A 16093-nucleotide genomic window follows, 5' to 3' on the forward strand; every position below is an offset into this window, starting at 1 on the left:
CCCCACTCACCCCCCACCACCGCCACCACCCCCCATCAAGGCCCCACGCGAACAGCCCGCCCCCCGACCCGGCGGCGCGTAATGAAGGCCACCGCCTGCTGCGCCGCCGCCGCCAGGGTCGCGCCGAGGATGGTGCCGGCCGCCGCGCAGAGGATGTCGCCGGTGTCGGCGATCCGGCCGGCGCGCATCAGGAGTTGTGTCGCCTCGATGGCCGTGCAGAGTCCCACGCCCAGCAGGAATGCCGCGGCGGCGGACCAGTGCGGGGCGGCGAAACGCAGCAGCAGTGGCAGTGGCAGATAGAGCGCGGTGTTCGCGATCTGCTCCCTGACCAGCATCGACAGTTCACCGGGCAGCAGCTGGGCGCCGGGGTCGAACAGTTCGCGGCCGGGCAGCCACCAGACCGTGGCGTCGCCGGAGCCGATGGGCTGGGTGGGGGTGAGCGTCGCCACCAGGAGCAGCAGCAGCCAGCCGGCCAGCAGGAGCCGGGCGGTGATCCGGGGCGCGCCGCGGTCCGGGGCGAGTGCCGACCACAGGGCCAGGGTCAGGGCCAGCGCCAGCGCCGCGGTGAGGAAGAGCGCCACCGCCGGCGGAGAGATGATCAGTACGACCTGCCACACGATGCCCGCCTCTCAGGAGATCCCGGACGTGGAGATCGTGGAGATCAGCCACCGGGAGACCGGCCACGGAAGCCGGCCACAGGGAAATCAGCCGCAGGGAGCCGGCCGCGAGGAGTCAGCCGCAGCTCCAGGTGGTGACGGAGACCTCGGCCCCGTGCTCCATGACGCCCCGGATGCATTCGTCCGGCCGCATCTCCACCCGGCCGCTCAGCTCGGCGGCGCCGCGCACCGTCCGCCGGGTGCCGAACCAGCCGGGGAACGCGGTGATCCGGTCGTTCCGGCGCTGGTAGCCCAGCCGTACGGAGAACTCGTCGCGGGTGCCGGGCGGGCCCGGGGCCCCGCCCGTGGTACGCGGGCCGTGCGGGGCGGGCGCCCCGTGCCTGCGGTACGTCGCGGTGTACGTCCCCGCCGATCCGGCCGGGCCGCGCAGACACAGCTGGCCGCGGACCAGTTCGCCGCAGCCGGTCGGCGTGGCGGGGGCCGGCGGGGCCGCGGCGGCGGTGGCCGCGGCCAGGCACAGGGCGACGGCGGCGCCGGCCCGCCGCACGTGTCCGCGCGCGGCCGGGCGGGCCACGGGCGGGCGGGGGGCCGTACGGCGGGGCGTCGGGACGGTCATGGGCACCCGGCCTCGTCGCCGGTCATCGCCGCGAAGGAGTCCGCGCCCCGCGATGCGGGATCCGCCGTCCGCACCGGGTGCACCGTCTGGTGCTCGCGGCCGACCGTCACCTGCATCACCGCCCCCTGCCGCGGCACCTGGCGCAGCTCCGCGCCGGGCAGCGCCGCCGCCAGCGACTGGACCGAGTGGTCCCAGCGCGGGTCGTAGGAGATCACCGTGCGGCCGGGGATGCCGCCCGGGGCGTGCCGTGGGACGCCGGTGGTCCGGAAGCCGGTGCCGTGCAGCGCGCGGGCGACCGCGCCGGCGAGGCCGGGCCGCGTGGTGCCGTTGTCGACATGCACCCGGACCTTGGCCGGCGGCACCTCCACGACCGTGGCGGGCGGTTTGTCGGTGTGGTGCGCGGCCAGCGGCCGGTCGTCGCGGATCGCCTGGAAGAGCTCCCTGGACCGCGTCAGGTCCCACCGCACCGTCGAGCCGAGGCCCGGCGCCCGGTAGTCCGCGTCGCTCAGCGGTACGGAGACGAACTCCGAGGACGACGGCGTCAGGCCGCGCATCGCCTGCCCGAGATCCACCAGGTCGTGCGCGCCGAAGCCCGAGTCGGCCCGTACGGACGTCAGCATCGTGTCCGCGACCTCCTTGAAGCGGACCGGGTCCATCAGCACCCCGGAGGAGGTGACCCGCTGGATGAGGGCGGCCAGGAAACGCTGCTGGCGCTGCATCCTGGCGAGGTCGGCGGCGCCGTCGATATGCCGCGAGCGCACGTACTGGAGCGCCTGGCCGCCGTCGAGCTTCGACTTGCCGGCCGGCAGATCCAGGCCCGTATAGCTGTCCTTGAGCGGCCGCGGGGTGCAGATCTCCACGCCGCCGACCGCATCCACGCTCCGCATGAAGCTGGTGAAGTCGACCTCCAGATAGTGGTCGATGTGCACGCCCGTCATGTGCTCGACGGTCTGCACGGTGAGGCCGGGGCCGCCTTCCGCGTACGCCGCGTTCAGTTTGACGGGGTGCGCGGGGCGCCGCTTGCCGGTGGTGGCGTCCTGGTGGGCGGGGACCTCGGCGTAGGAGTCGCGCGGCAGGCTGATGACGCTGGCGCGGTCCCGGGCGGCGGAGAGGTGCACCAGCATCACGGTGTCCGTGCAGTGACAGGCTTCGCCGCCCAGGTGGTACCTGCGCTTCTGCTCCTTGGTGATGTGGTCGCGGCTGTCCGTGCCGACGAGCAGGAAGTTCAGGCCCGCGGCGCGGACCGGGCGGTTGGTCATGCCCTTGAAGGCGTCCACCCGGCCGATCCCGCGCTCGACACCGGTGACCACCGCGTGCCCGGCGCCGCTCGCGGCCAGCAGCACGACCGACGCGGCGGTGCAGATCCGCAGTCCCCAGCGCCGCCGCATCGGGTGCGGCTCCTCGTCGGACCGGTCGGGGGCGGGGTGGGGCGGACGGGACGGCGCGGTCACGGGGACTCCTCCGCGGCGGTACGGGTGCGAGCGGCAGCCGGCGGGGTACGGCGGGGGCGGGGCGGCGCCGGCGGGGTCAACGTAGGCCAATATGATCGGCTGTAAAGCGCCACACGCCGGGCGCCGGCCGCCCGGCCACCCGGCTGCCGTCCGTCGGCGTCCCCCGTTCGCGGTAACGTGAACGGGATACCGCAGTCTCCCGGCGAGCACTGCCGCCGCCCGCGGCCGAGCCGCGCGGGCCGACCCCCGAGGAACCATGCCCCAGCAGCAGCTCCCGGCCGTCTCCGTGATCATGCCGGTGCTCAATGAGGAACGTCATCTGCGCGATGCGGTCCGGCACATCCTGGAGCAGGAGTACGCCGGCGAGATGGAGGTGGTGATCGCCCTCGGCCCGTCCACGGACCGGACGGACGAGATCGCCGCCGAACTCGTCGCGGAAACCGCGTCCGACGCGCGCGCCAAGGTCCAGACCGTCCCGAACCCGACCGGGCGCACCCCCGCCGCGCTGAACGCCGCGATCAAGGCGTCCCGGCACCCGGTCGTGGTCCGCGTCGACGGCCACGGCATGCTGTCGCCGAACTACATCGCCACCGCCGTCCGCCTCCTGGAGGAGACCGGTGCGCAGAACGTCGGCGGCATCATGCACGCCGAGGGGGAGAACGCCTGGGAGGACGCGGTCGCCGCCGCGATGACCTCCAAGATCGGCGTGGGCAACGCCGCCTTCCACACCGGCGGCCAGGCGGGCCAGGCCGAGACCGTCTACCTCGGGGTCTTCCGGCGCGAGGCGCTGGAGCGGCAGGGCGGCTACAACGAGGAGTTCATCCGCGCCCAGGACTGGGAGCTGAACTACCGCATCCGCGAGGCCGGCGGGCAGATCTGGTTCTCGCCGGAGCTGAAGGTGCGCTACCGGCCGCGCCCCAGCGTCCGGGCGCTGGCCAAGCAGTACAAGGACTACGGCAAGTGGCGGCACGTCGTCGCCCGCTACCACGCCGGTTCGATCAATCTGCGCTATCTCGCACCGCCGACCGCGGTGTGCGCGATCGCCGCCGGTCTCGTCGTCGGCGCGGCCGTCACGCCCTGGGGCCTCGTGGTCCCGGCCGGCTATCTCGCGGCCATCGCGGCGGGCTCGGTGCCGGCCGGCAAGGGGCTGTCGCCGGCGGCCCGCGCCCAGATCCCGGTCGCGCTGGCAACCATGCACATGGCGTGGGGAGTGGGCTTCCTGACCAGCCCGCGGGCGCTCGCCAAGAAGGTCATCGCCAGCCGCCGCCCGGCGGTCCCGGCCCCGGCCGAATAGCCGTACGGCCCGGCCGGACCGGGTACGGAGAGCCGCGAGGGGCGGGCCACACCGGCCCGCCCCTCCTGCGCGTGCTCCCGGCTCCCCCGGGCCGCCCCCCCCCCCCCGCCCGGGGGGGCCCGGCTGCGGGGGCCCGGGCCGCCCCTCCCCGGCCCGGGGTGGGGGGCCCGGCCCGGGGAGCCGGGAGCACGCGCAGGAGGGGCGGGCCGGTGTGGCCCGCCCCTCGCGGCTCTCCGTAGTGATCCGCTTCGCCGCCTCGACCAGGGCATCGGGCCACATCAGGCCGAAGACCGCGGCCGTGATCCGGGGTTCGGCCGCCACCAGCGGCACCCCGATCGCGGTGCCCAGGGCGATGCCGAAGTAGCCCACCGGCCCCTCGGCGCCGATCTCCGGAAGTTCCTGAAGGGCGTCCAGGGCCGCCTGCCACTCGGGCACGGCGAGCTCCGCCAGGCGGGCGTTGTAACGGACGACGACCGGCCCTTCCGGCTCGTGCGCCGCCTGCGCCTGGCGCAGCTCGGCGACATCCTGCTCGTCGTGCGCGGTGCGCGGCCGGTCGCCGTGACCGGGTGCGTCGATGACGGCGACATGGAAGCCGCAGCCGGTCACGAGGCGCTGTGCCCGGCCCGCCATCGCCGGATGCTTCTTGTGGGCGCCGCCGCCGTGGCCCATCAGGACCAGGGGCGCGCGATCGGCGCCGGAGGCCGGCGACCAGAGAACGCCGGGGACCTCGCCCACGGTGAAGTCGCGTTCGACCATGCCGTTCGACGACGACTCGGCGGTGAACTGCAGAGATTGCATGGGTGTTGCCTTTCGGGAGTGCCTTGTTGTCGAGGCGCTCCCGGCGACACCTGCGTCAATCGCCGGCCGTGACGGGAAGGGGGAGCACCCACGTCGATACAGCGTTCATGGGTCTCACCTCCTCGGGCGGCGTCACGGTCCACCGCAAGCTACAAGTCCGGGCGGCGTCCCGTCCAACCCTTTTCCCCACCGCTGACCACCGCTCCGGACAGGCCCTACGGGAAGCTGTACTGCGGATTCACCGTCATGCACGCCTTGGTGTCCTCGCCGTTGAGCGCGTCCGCGCTCTCGGGGGCCTTCTTCGGCGCGCTGTCGGCCGTATCGGTCCGGTCGCCGCCCGCGGCCTTCGGGTACGCGGACCCCGTACGCCAGTCGTTGCCCACCACCAGCCGCAGTCCGGAGACCGTACCGGACTCCTTGACCGCGTCCTTGGGCAGACCGAGCGCCTTGGCCAGCGCGAGGGCGTCGCCGCGCTGCGCCGCGTCCCGGTAGGCGAGGGTGGTGTCGGCCTGGGCGATGAGGGTGGAGTCGGTGCCCGCGGCGGTGTAGCCGAGACCGGCCAGGTGCTGCTGGACGACGGCCGCCCGGCCGGAGACCGGTCCCGAGACGGCGCTGCTGGTGCCGTTCTGTACGACAACTTTCAGCTGGTCCAGGGGAGTTGACGGCTTCGGTTCGGGCGCCGGGGTCTTCTTGACGTTCTTGGTGTCCTTGCCGTCCAGTGCCGAGTCGTTGCGCAGCAGCGCGAAGGTCGCCTCGGCGTCGCCCGGTTTGGGCATGACGTACTCACCGCCGGGGCCGTACTGCCAGGGCATCGTGATCATCGTGATGCGCCCGGTCGGCACCCGCTGGAGGTCACCGCCCAGGTCGTAGAGCTTCTTGACGGTGCCCAGGCCCTCGTCGACGGTCAGCGACTTCGTCGCGGCCTCGGCCAGATCGCGCAGCTGGGCGGGGTTGGTGAGCTTGGTACCCGCCTTCAGCTGGCGGACCATGGAATTCATGTACATGTGCTGGGCCTTGGCCCGGCCGATGTCGCTGTTGTCCTCGAAGCCGTAGCGGGTGCGCAGCCACTGGAGGGCCTGTACGCCCTTGACCGCGTGGGTGCCCGCGGTCAGCTTCAGCCCGCTGCCGTGGCCCTTGCGGTCGTGCGAGTAGACGTTCTTGTCGACGCAGACCGGGACCCCGCCGATGGCGTCCGCCATGCTCACCACACCGGAGAAGTCGACCATCATGAAGTGGTCGATGTAGATGCCGGTCAGCTCCTTCCAGGTGGCGACCGTGCAGCCGGGACCGCCGCGCTGGAGCGACTCGTTGATGGCGCCGGTGCTCTGCCGGTAGACCGTGCCGTCCTTCGGGTCGGTGCACCGGGGGATGGGCACGCGGGTGTCGCGCGGGATCGACATCACCGACATGCTGCTGCGGTCCGCGGAGACGTGCAGCAGCATCTGCACATCGGCCAGCGGTTTGCGGTCCGCGTCCTGCCGGGCGCCGCCGAGTTCGATGTTCTGCTCGCTGTTCCGGCCGTCCGAGCCCAGCAGCAGGATGTTCAGCGGGGTCTGCCCGAAGGCGTTCGGCTCGGGCTTCTGGAGCCCGCCCGCGCCCAGATCCAGCGCGTCCTTGCGGAGGTTGGCGTTCAGGTGCTCGTAGTAGAGGTACCCGGCGCCGGCGCCGCCCAGCACCAGGACGGCGAGGGTGACGGCGGTCCAGCGCAGCACCTTGCGGCCGGTGCGGCGGGGCGGCTTTCCGGGGCCGGGGCCGCTGCCGTCCGGCAGGCCGCCGTCGGTGCCGGTGCCGTCCTTGCCGTCGCCGGGGGCCGACGGATCCGGGCCGGCCGCCGGCCGGCCGCCCTCGTACAGGCTGTCGTCCCAGCCCAGCTCCCGTGCGTCGGGGCGGCCCCGACGGAATCTGTCACCGCGCACACTGCTCTGCCGCATTGGGCCCTCTCCCCGTTGTCCGTTCGGTGGTGCCCGGCGGCTTCGGCAGGAGTGCCGGAGCCGCCGGATCGCGTCAGTTCACTTGGCGCAGACGTTCTTGTCGTCCGCGGTGACGTTCTGCACCCCGTCCGGGGTCGTGCTCGGGGCCTCGATCGGGGTGCCGGGAGCCTTGAAGTCCTTGCCGAGGATGAGCTTCATCGGCACCCGGGAGCCGGCGTCGGCCGTCGCCTTCTTCAGCGCGCTCTTGGGCAGGCCCATCCAGTCGGCCAGGGTGGCGGCCTGGTCGGCCTGGTTGGGGGCGTATTCGAGGCGGGTGGTGGCCAGCTTGGGCAGGGTGTTGCCGATGTTGCTGGAGAGCTTGGCGCCCTTGCTGTTCTGGAGCCAGTCCACCGTCACCTGCGCGGAGCCGAGCGGCCCGCCGCCGTTGGTGACATCCACCCGGACGAGCTGCGGCGGGGCCTTCTTGACCGCGCCGGAATCCTTGCCGCCCTTGTCCTTCGCGCTCTTCTTTTCCTTGGTCAGGGAGTGGTCCGCCTGCACCATCTGGAACAGCGGAGCGGCCTTGGCCTTGTCCAGGATGACGGTGTTCTTGTCCCGGGGGTTGTCCAGCACCGGCACCGTCGCGAAGGTGATCTTGCCGATGTCGACCTGCTTCAGGTCCGTACCGAGATCCATCAGCTTCTTCGCGCTGCCGATGCCGGTGTCGACGGTGAGCGCCTTGGTCGCGGCCTGGCTGATGGCGTAGAGCTTGGTGGGGCTGGTGAGGGTGTCGTCGGACTTCATCTTGCGGATCATCGAGCTGAGGAACTGCTGCTGGAGCTCGATCCGGCTCAGATCGCTGCCGAAGCCGACGGTGTGCCGGGTACGGACGAACGCCAGCGCCTGCTCGCCCTTGACGGTATGGCGGCCGGCCTTCAGCTTCAGATGCGACTTCGGGTCGTCGATGTCCTTGGCGGCGCACACCTCGACACCGTCCACCGCCTCGGACAGCTCCTTGACCGCGTTGAAGTCGGCCATCATGAAGTGGTCGACCTTCAGCCCGGTCAGCTTCTCGACGGTGCGCCAGGTGCAGCCGGGGTCGCGGCCCTCCTGGCCCAGGCTCGTGTTGAACCGCACCCCCTGCTGACCGGGGATGTTCTTCGTCGAACCGTCCGGCTGCTTGGTCGGGCAGTCCGGGATGTCGGTGATCAGGTCGCGGGGGATGCTCAGCGCCGTCGCGTTCGACCGGTCCTTGGAGACATGCATCAGGATCGTGGTGTCCGAGTGCCCGACGCTGTCGTTGTCGCCGTACCCCGAGTTGCCCTTACCGGTCCGGGCGTCCGTGCCGATGATGAGGATGTTGACCGGGCCGTCGGAGACCGCGGCGTTGTCGATACCGACGTCGACCTTGGAGATGTTGCCGTTCAGCTGCTGGTAGAGGAAGTACGCGCCACCGCAGCCCGCGATGAGGACGAACCCCACCACCCCGGCCGTCCAGTGCAGCGCCTTCTTCTTCCCGGTCTTCTTCGGCTTGGGCTTGCGCCGGCTCGCCGGGCCGGCGACCGCCGCCGAACGGCTGCCGGCGGCCCGCCGGGCGGCCCGGCCACCGGTGGGGCTCTCCTCCGCCGGAGCGTCCGGCGCGGCGTCGCCCGCGGCGCGCTCACCGCGGCGGGCGGCCGGAATCGGACGGGTGCCGGTGTCGCCACCGCCCGCGCCCTTGGGGTTCCCTCCGGGGCCTCCGGGGTCGGGCGCCGTCGGCGGCGAGGGCTGAGCGGCGGCCTGACCGGCGGGGTCAAGTCGCAGCTCGTACGTGCCGGTGTCCGGATTGAACACCCACTGATCGGCGGGATCGACGTTGCCGCCGTCCCGCCCACGCCCTTGCGCGTCCACGGTGCCTTGAGTCCTCCGTCGGTGCCACGCGGCGCCTCCCCCCAAGGCGCTCGGTCGGTCGATTGTGCAATATCCGGCCAACTGGTCGTACTGGCCGGATCGCTCACACTATCGGCCCGGTTCGGCGCCGGGCGACGCCCGTGACAGATTCCACTTCCCTACAACTGGGCATTCCGCCCAATCCATTAGGGATTCCGCGGCTGTCTTTATGGCTTTCTCATCCGCAGACCCCGTGGTCCGCGGTGGTGCCGGGAAAGGCGGGGCCCGCATCGGCCGGAGACGGCGGATTGCTCTCACCCGGGCCGTCCGAAGCACCGTCACCGGGGGTGCCCGCGGTGGCCTTCCGGTCGGGTGCGGTGGTCTTCCCGGCACCCGTCGGCACGCCGTCCGCGGTGCTCTCCGGGGGCTGCACCGTCACCGGGCGGTCCGTGCGCAGCCGTGCGAAAAGCTTGTCCGCGTCCGGCTGCACCAGCTCGTCGCGATTGTGGTCGTAGCGGTACTGCTGACGGGGCACGGTCAGAAACTGGATCCGGTCGGCGGGAATGCCGCGCATACTGTGCACCAATTCGTAGAGCCCGGAGAGCGATGCCAGACCCTTGTCGGTGGTCAGCGAACCCGTCGCGGCATCCAGCAGCGGATACAACCGCGCCGGATTGAGCAGCACACCATTGCTCTGCACTTTCTTCACCAGAGCGCCGAGGAAACCCTGCTGGCGTCCCATCCGCTCGGTGTCGCTGCCGTCGCCCAGGCTCTTGCGGGCCCGGACGTAGCCGAGCGCGTCCTCCCCGCGCAGCGTCTGGCGGCCGGCGGGCAGTACGAGATGCGCCGCGTGGTCGTTGACGGGCTTCGTCAGACACACCTCGACACCGTCCACCGCGTCCACCATCTTCTTGAACCCCACGAAGTCGAGGACGATGTGGTGGTCGATGCGGACACCGGTCATCTCCTCGACCGTCCGGATCGTGCAGGCGGCGCCACCGAACTGGAACGACCAGTTGAATTGCGCCAGTTGGGCCTTGGTGGACGAGCCGTCCGGGCGGGTGCAGGACGGGATCTGCGCCATCAGATCGCGCGGAATGCTGACCGCGGTGGCGCTGCGCCGGTCCGCCGCCAGGTGCAGCAGGATCGCGGTGTCCGAGCGCTGCGTGCCGCTGTCCTCGCCGTACTCCCCGTTGTCGCCGCCGCGGTCGTCGGAGCCGATCAGCAGGATGTCCTGGGCGTCCTGCGGACCCTCGGTGGGCCGCTCGGACTCGTGCCGCGCCAGCTCGTGCTGGGTGACGTTGTCGGTACGGATATTGCCGTTCAGCTTCTTGTAGAAGGCCCAGCCGGTGCCCGTCGCGACGAGCACGGTGACGGCGGCGGCGAGGGCGGCCCAGCGCAGCCGGTGACGGCGGTGCGGCGGGGTGCGCGGGGGCCCCGGCCCGTCGGACGAAGCGGCGCGGGTTCCCCCTGCGGGGTCCTGGAGGTCGGCAGGGGAATCCGGGCTCTCTGTCACGTGTGCGTCCATCCCTTACGGAGTCGGCGTCGTGCCCGCACTCGGGGTCCGGGTCGAACGGAAGACGGCCGAATCTCGCGCTCGGTTGTGCATTTATCAAGATCTTTGCGCGTTCGCGATCGATCTGTGCTCAGGATCTGACAGTTCATACTCAAGATCCGTGCGATTCGGTGCGCGATGCGTAGGAAATCCGTACGCATTCGGGGGATCCGCGCTTATTCCGGGACTTGGGCCGGAAACGGCGGACCGGCCGGTGCCGGCCGGAGCCCGGCCCGCCGGACGGGCCGGGCCGGCCGGGGCGCCGCGTCAGGAGACGGCCGACGGCGCCTTCACGGTGACCTGCTCACTGGTCTCGCGGGCGGCCGCCCCGTCCGCACCCAGCTGGTCGAGGTGGCGGCAGAGCACCACCGAACCGCCGGTGGCGAGCGGCGCGTACAGCCCGTAGGAGAGGCCCTGCCAGGTGGCGTACGGCAGCCCGGACAGCACCCGCGGGGCCTCGGGCATTCCGGCGGCACGGGCGTCGGCCAGCGCGCGGGCCCCGATCCCGGCCCCGGTCAGCCGCTCGCCGCCGACGACCAGCGCCACCGCCTCCGGGTCCACCGGCGCGAACGGCGCGAACCGGTCGCCCTGCCCCGGCACCTCGACGGCGTAGTCCGCGAAACCCGCCGGCGGCTGCGGGAAACGGCCGCCCATCGGACGCAGCGCCAGCGCCACCCGCTCCCCGGAGCAGCCGCGCGCCGCGTCGAGCGTGTCGGGACCGCTGACGACCAGGTCGGCCGCGGCCGGATCGCCGCCCACCTCCGCGACCACGCCCACCGCCGAACAGGCCAGCAGCCAGACGGCGCTCTGCCAGTGGGCGGGCAGCAGCAGCGCGAGCCGGTCGCCGGGCTCGGCGGCCAGATCGCCCTGGAGGTAGTTGGCGGTCTTCGCCACCCAGTTGGCGAACGTGGCGACGGACAGCTCGACGCGCTCACCGGTGGCGTCGTCGTAGAAGGTCACGAGCGGGCGGGCCGGGTCCGCGACGAGCGCGGCGGACAGCAGGTCGGCGGGGGTGCGTTCGGTGGCGTTCATCGCCGTCAGATTACGCGCGGCCACCGCCGGCGGTCAGCGCTGAGCCCCCGTCCGCCCCGCCCCGGTCCCAGCTGCCGCGTCCGGCACGGGGATTACCCGACCACATCGAGGGGATCACTGAACCGACCGGCGGAATGATCGACTGACCGGCTTACCGGCTGACCGACCGTCCGCGCGCAACGCACCGACCCGACCGACCCTCCGACTTCCGGCTTCCGACTTCCGGCCTCCGGCCTCCGCTCTCCGGCCTCCGGCCGCCGAACCGACCCCCGTCCCGGCGCACTCAACCGATCTCCGCCACGACACGTCCTACGGAGCACGACCATCGCCGCTCGTCGCTCGTGTCCGTCCCGCAGGGCAGGGGGGAAAAACCGTCTGCCTACACTGGTCCGCCGACCGGCCGACCCCAGCAGGAAGCAGTGAAGACAAGGTGACCGAAGCGATCCTCCTGGTCGGCGGCAAGGGCACGAGGCTGCGCCCGCTGACGGTGCATACGCCCAAGCCCATGGTGCCGGCGGCCGGTGTGCCGTTCCTCACCCACCAGCTGGCGCGCGCCCGCGCCGCCGGTGTCGAGCACATAGTCCTCGCCACCTCCTATCTCGCCGAGGTCTTCGAGCCGTACTTCGGCGACGGGTCGGCGCTCGGCCTGCACCTGGAGTACGTCACCGAGGAGGAGCCGCTCGGCACCGGCGGCGCCATCCGCAACGTCGCCTCGCGGCTCCACTCGGCGCCCGGCGACCCGGTACTGATCTTCAACGGCGACATCCTCACCGGTCTGGACATCGAGGCGCTGGTGGACACCCACCGCACCACCGGCGCCGATGTATCGCTGCACCTCACCCGGGTCGCGGACCCGCGCGCCTTCGGCCTGGTGCCCACCGACGACACCGGCCGGGTCACCGCCTTCCTGGAGAAGCCGCAGACCCCGGAGGAGATCGTCACCGACCAGATCAACGCGGGTGCCTATGTCTTCAACCGCTCGGTCATCGACACCATCCCGGCGGGCCGGCCGGTCTCCGTCGAGCGGGAGACCTTCCCCGGGCTGCTGGCCGACGGCGCCCACCTCCAGGGCATGGTCGACTCCACGTACTGGCTCGACCTGGGCACCCCGCAGGCGTTCGTGCGCGGCTCCGCCGACCTCGTCCTGGGCCGCGCCCCGTCCCCGGCCGTCCCCGGCCGGTGCGGTGACCGGCTGATCCTGGAGACCGCCGATGTGGCCCCGGACGCCAAGCTCACCGGCGGTACGGTCGCGGGGGAGCGCTGCACCATCGGCGCCGGTGCCGAGATCGACGGCAGCGTCGTCCTCGACGGCGCGGTGGTCGAACCGGGCGCCCGCGTCCACGATTCGCTGATCGGCGCCGGCGCGCACATCGGGGCCCGTACGGTCCTGGACGGCGCGGTGATCGGCGACGGCGCCCGGATCGGCGCCGACAACGAACTGCGCGGCGGCATCCGCATCTGGTGCGGCGCCGACCTCCCGGCGGGCTCGGTGCGCTTCTCCTCCGACCAGTAGGCGGGGCGGCCGGCCGGAGCGGTCGTCAGGCGGCCCGGCTGCCGCTCCCCGGCCGTCATTCCCCGGCCTCCGGCCGTCGGCCGCCGACCCCGGAGCCGTGTCACCCCCATCGCCTAACCTGGCAGCATGCCCGTCCGTACCTGGGTTCCGCCCGGCCCCTACGACCTGCACCGCACGCTGTGCGTGCTGCGGCGCGGGCCGGGCGACCCCGCGTTCGCGGTGCGCGGCGCGGAAGTATGGCGGGCCTGCCGCACCCCCGAGGGCCCCGGCACCCTGCGCCTGGTGGCCCGCCCGGCGGACGGCGCCGTCGAGGCAGAATCCTGGGGACCGGGCGCCGACTGGCTGCTGGAACGGCTGCCCGACCTGCTGGGGGAGCCGGACGACCCGGCGGAGCTGACCGCCCGGCACCGCATCGTGCACGCGGCGCACCGCCGCCACCCCGGCCTCCGGCTCACCAGGACCGGCCTGGTCCTGGAGTCGCTGATCCCCTCGGTCCTGGAGCAGAAGGTCACCAGCGACGAGGCGTACCGCGCCTGGCGGCTGCTGCTCCAGCGGCACGGCGAGCAGGCCCCCGGACCGTGGGAGCGGCTGCGGGTGATGCCCGAGCCGCGCGGCTGGGCACTGATCCCGTCCTGGGAGTGGCACCGCGCGGGCGTCGACACCAAACGGTCGGACACGATCCTGCGCGCCGTACGCCTCGCCCACCGTATGGAGGAGGCCGCGCGGATGGACCTCGCCGACGCCACCCGGCGGCTGACCGCCGTCCCGGGCATCGGCCCGTGGACCGCCGCCGAGACACTCCAGCGCGTCCTCGGCGCACCGGACGCGATCACCGTCGGCGATCTGCACCTGCCCGGCATCATCGGCTACGCCCTCACCGGCCGCCGCGGCACCACCGACGCGCAGATGCTCGAACTGCTCGCCCCCTACGAGGGCCAGCGGCACCGCGCGGCCCGGCTGATCCTGCTCGCCGGCCCCGTCCCGCCGCGCCGCGCACCCCGCTTCCCGGTGGGGGATATCGCTCGGCTGTGACGGACGCGGGGCGCGGACCGTCCGGTCCGCGCCCCGCGCCGTTCCGTGCTCCGCTCAGCGCACCACGATGTGGTCCGCACCGTCCCGGGCCGGCCGCTCCTTCGGCGGTGCGGCCGGGTGCCCCACGGCCACCGCGCCCATCGGCTCCCAGTCCGCGGGCAGGTCGAGGACGTCCCGTACGACCTCCCGGCAGAACATCGTCGAGGACACCCACGCCGAGCCCAGCCGCTCACCGGCCAGCGCGACCAGGAAGTTCTGGATGCCCGCGCCGCCCGCGACGACGAACATCTCGCGCTCCGCGGCGCTGCGCCGCGCGTCCGGATAGGTGTGCGCACCGTCCAGGACCAGACAGGGCACCACCAGGTAGGGCGCGTTGCGCAGCACATCGCCGCGCCGTACCCGCCTGGCGACGGCCTCCTCGCCGAGGCCGTCCGCGCGCAGATCCGCGGTCCACGCGTCCCGCATCGCGTCCAGCAGCCGCAGTCGGGTCCCGGCGGACTCCAGCAGCACGAACCGCCAGGGCGTGGTGTGGTGCGGGGCCGGTGCGGTCACCGCCGCGGCGACCGCCCGGCGCACCGCGCCGCCGTCCACCGCGCCGTCGGTGAACTCGCGGACCGTCCGGCGCAGCGTCACCGCTTCCCGTACCGCCTCCGAGGTCCCCAGCCGGAACATGTCGCCCGAGGCGTTCCGCACCAGGGCGTGCGCCCCGTCGTCCTCGGTCGCGCCCGCGACGGTGTGCGGCAGTCCGCGCACCACCGCGACCGGCAGCGCGCCCGCCTTGCCCTTCACCAGGTCGCCGGCGGCGGCCAGTTCGTCCGCGGTGGCGACCACCGTCGCGCTGAGCGAGTTGCCGTACGCGTCCACACCGCCGCGCAGATCGTCCAGCACCCGCACCCCGGCCGCCCCGATGGCGACATCGGTGAGCCCGCTGCGCCACGGCCGCCCGAAGGTGTCGCTGACGACGATGCCGACGTCGACGCCGAGCGCCGCGCGCAGCCCGGCCCGCAGGGCGCGGGCCGAGGCGTCCGGGTCCTCGGGCAGCAACAGCACCGTCCCGGTGGGGGTGTTGGAGGCGTCGACGCCGGCCGCGGCCATCACCAGTCCCTGCCGGTTCTGCACGATCCGCAGCGTGCCGCGGCGCGCCACGACCCGTACGGTCTCCTGGTCGATCGCCGCCTCCCGGTCGGTGGCCTGTATCACCCGGCCCTCGGCCTTGCTGACGATCTTCGAGGTCACCACCAGCACATCGCCGTCCGCGAGTCCGGGCAGCCCGGCACCGGTCGCCGCGTCGGCGATCAGCTTGACCAGGTCGTCGCCGGGCCGCACCTCGGGGATCCCCGGCAGCGCCCACACCCGGTACGCGGGCACCTCGGCCGCCGCGGTCATGCCCGCACCTCCTCGGCCAGCGCCAGCGCCGCACGCGCCATCGCGGCCGTGGCGTCCAGGTCCGTCATCATCAGCGGTACGGCCCGGCAGCGGATACCGGCCGCCTCGACCTCGTCCACCGCGCCGGCGTCGACGGAGTCGACCAGCCAGCCGTCCAGCAGCCCCGGACCGCCCTCGCGCCGCCCGCCGCCCTCCGCCACGGGACCTCGTTCGGCCCCGCCGTAATGCAGGGCGACCGCGGCGGCGGTGGACTCGACGCCGACGGCGGCCAGCACCTTGTCGGCCATCCCGCGCACCGGGGTGTCCCCGACGATCGGCGAGAGCCCGATCACCGGCACCTCGGTGTCCGCGATGGCCTCGCGGATACCCGGCACGGCCAGGATCGTGCCGATGCTCACCACGGGGTTGGACGGCGGGAAGAGCACCAGGTCCGCCTCGGCGATGGCCTCCAGCACACCGGGCGCGGGCTTGGCCTGGTCGGCGCCGACCGGCACCACCGCGTGCGCGGGGAGCGAGGCGCGCAGCCGGACCCAGTACTCCTGGAAGTGGATCGCCTTGCGCTCGCCGTCCTGGTCGACGGCGACATGGGTCTCGACCCGGTCGTCGGACATCGGCAGCAGCCGCACGCCCGGCTGCCAGCGCGCGCACAGCGCCTCGGTGACGGCGCTCAGCGGATAGCCGGCGCCGAGCATCTGGGTCCGCACGATATGGGTGGCGAAGTCCCGGTCGCCGAGCCCGAACCACTCGGGCCCGACGCCGTAGGCCGCCAACTCCTCCTTCACGCGGAAGGTTTCGTCGGTACGGCCCCAGCCCTGCTCCTCGTTGATGCCGCCGCCGAGCGTGTACATCACGGTGTCGAGGTCGGGACAGACCTTGAGTCCGAACAGATGGATGTCGTCGCCGGTGTTGCCGATGACGGTGATGTCCGCCTCCGGCGCCGCTGCCTTCAGTCCCCGCAGAAAGCGGGCGCCGCCGATACCGCCGGCCAGAACCACAATGCGCATAAGGACAGTGTGTCAG

12 protein-coding genes and 1 pseudogene are annotated in these 16093 nt (G+C 73.0%); 3 read left to right on the top strand and 10 right to left on the bottom strand.

Features of this window, described 5'->3' with window-relative positions; translation table 11 throughout:
• Nucleotides 1-35: 35 nt before the first annotated feature.
• From IH09_RS31795 to IH09_RS31805, 3 genes are all read right to left on the bottom strand, one after another.
• Entirely contained in the window at nucleotides 36-617 is a 582-nt protein-coding gene (locus IH09_RS31795; RefSeq protein ID WP_052861010.1) for a VanZ family protein, read from the bottom strand.
• Nucleotides 618-732: 115 nt separating this feature from the next.
• A complete protein-coding gene (locus IH09_RS31800; protein WP_052861011.1) occupies nucleotides 733-1233 on the bottom strand; it encodes a hypothetical protein in 501 nt (166 codons plus the stop codon).
• Entirely contained in the window at nucleotides 1230-2684 is a 1455-nt protein-coding gene (locus IH09_RS31805; RefSeq protein WP_052861012.1) for an LCP family protein, read from the bottom strand. The genes IH09_RS31800 and IH09_RS31805 overlap by 4 nt, the downstream gene beginning before the upstream one ends.
• Before the next feature lie 256 nt (nucleotides 2685-2940).
• Between IH09_RS31805 and IH09_RS31810 the strand changes: the two genes are divergently transcribed.
• Nucleotides 2941-3978, top strand: coding sequence for a glycosyltransferase family 2 protein (locus IH09_RS31810; protein WP_052861013.1), 1038 nt, complete (start codon nucleotides 2941-2943; stop codon nucleotides 3976-3978).
• A gap of 237 nt (nucleotides 3979-4215) precedes the next feature.
• Here the strand turns inward: IH09_RS31810 and IH09_RS40370 are convergent.
• The 5 genes and pseudogenes from IH09_RS40370 to IH09_RS31830 form a co-directional block, all read right to left on the bottom strand.
• Nucleotides 4216-4776: pseudogene (locus tag IH09_RS40370) on the bottom strand (alpha/beta hydrolase); the annotation flags it as partial.
• A 215-nt stretch (nucleotides 4777-4991) separates the two neighbouring features.
• Entirely contained in the window at nucleotides 4992-6707 is a 1716-nt protein-coding gene (locus tag IH09_RS31815; protein ID WP_052861014.1) for an LCP family protein, read from the bottom strand.
• Between the two features lie 78 nt (nucleotides 6708-6785).
• Entirely contained in the window at nucleotides 6786-8576 is a 1791-nt protein-coding gene (locus IH09_RS31820; protein WP_052861015.1) for an LCP family protein, read from the bottom strand.
• 217 nt (nucleotides 8577-8793) lie between these two features.
• Complete coding sequence (locus tag IH09_RS31825; RefSeq protein WP_404827305.1) at nucleotides 8794-10071, bottom strand: LCP family protein; 1278 nt, start codon at nucleotides 10069-10071, stop codon at nucleotides 8794-8796.
• Between the two features lie 306 nt (nucleotides 10072-10377).
• Complete coding sequence (locus tag IH09_RS31830; protein ID WP_052861035.1) at nucleotides 10378-11142, bottom strand: TIGR03089 family protein; 765 nt, start codon at nucleotides 11140-11142, stop codon at nucleotides 10378-10380.
• Between the two features lie 430 nt (nucleotides 11143-11572).
• Between IH09_RS31830 and IH09_RS31835 the strand changes: the two genes are divergently transcribed.
• Nucleotides 11573-12655 carry a mannose-1-phosphate guanylyltransferase gene (locus tag IH09_RS31835; RefSeq protein ID WP_052861017.1) on the top strand — a complete coding sequence of 361 codons (1083 nt, stop codon included), beginning with the start codon at nucleotides 11573-11575 and terminating at the stop codon, nucleotides 12653-12655.
• 126 nt (nucleotides 12656-12781) lie between these two features.
• Nucleotides 12782-13687 carry a DNA-3-methyladenine glycosylase family protein gene (locus tag IH09_RS31840; RefSeq protein ID WP_052861018.1) on the top strand — a complete coding sequence of 302 codons (906 nt, stop codon included), beginning with the start codon at nucleotides 12782-12784 and terminating at the stop codon, nucleotides 13685-13687.
• Between the two features lie 54 nt (nucleotides 13688-13741).
• On the opposite strand, the gene IH09_RS31845 is transcribed toward IH09_RS31840, so the two are convergent.
• Both IH09_RS31845 and cofD read right to left on the bottom strand, forming a co-directional pair.
• Nucleotides 13742-15073, bottom strand: coding sequence for a coenzyme F420-0:L-glutamate ligase (locus IH09_RS31845; RefSeq protein WP_052861019.1), 1332 nt, complete (start codon nucleotides 15071-15073; stop codon nucleotides 13742-13744).
• Nucleotides 15070-16077 carry a 2-phospho-L-lactate transferase gene (gene cofD / locus IH09_RS31850; RefSeq protein ID WP_052861020.1) on the bottom strand — a complete coding sequence of 336 codons (1008 nt, stop codon included), beginning with the start codon at nucleotides 16075-16077 and terminating at the stop codon, nucleotides 15070-15072. The genes IH09_RS31845 and cofD overlap by 4 nt, the downstream gene beginning before the upstream one ends.
• Nucleotides 16078-16093: the final 16 nt, after the last annotated feature.

This window comes from Streptomyces celluloflavus (assembly GCA_000720995.1).
GTDB classification, from domain to species: domain Bacteria; phylum Actinomycetota; class Actinomycetes; order Streptomycetales; family Streptomycetaceae; genus Streptomyces; species Streptomyces celluloflavus.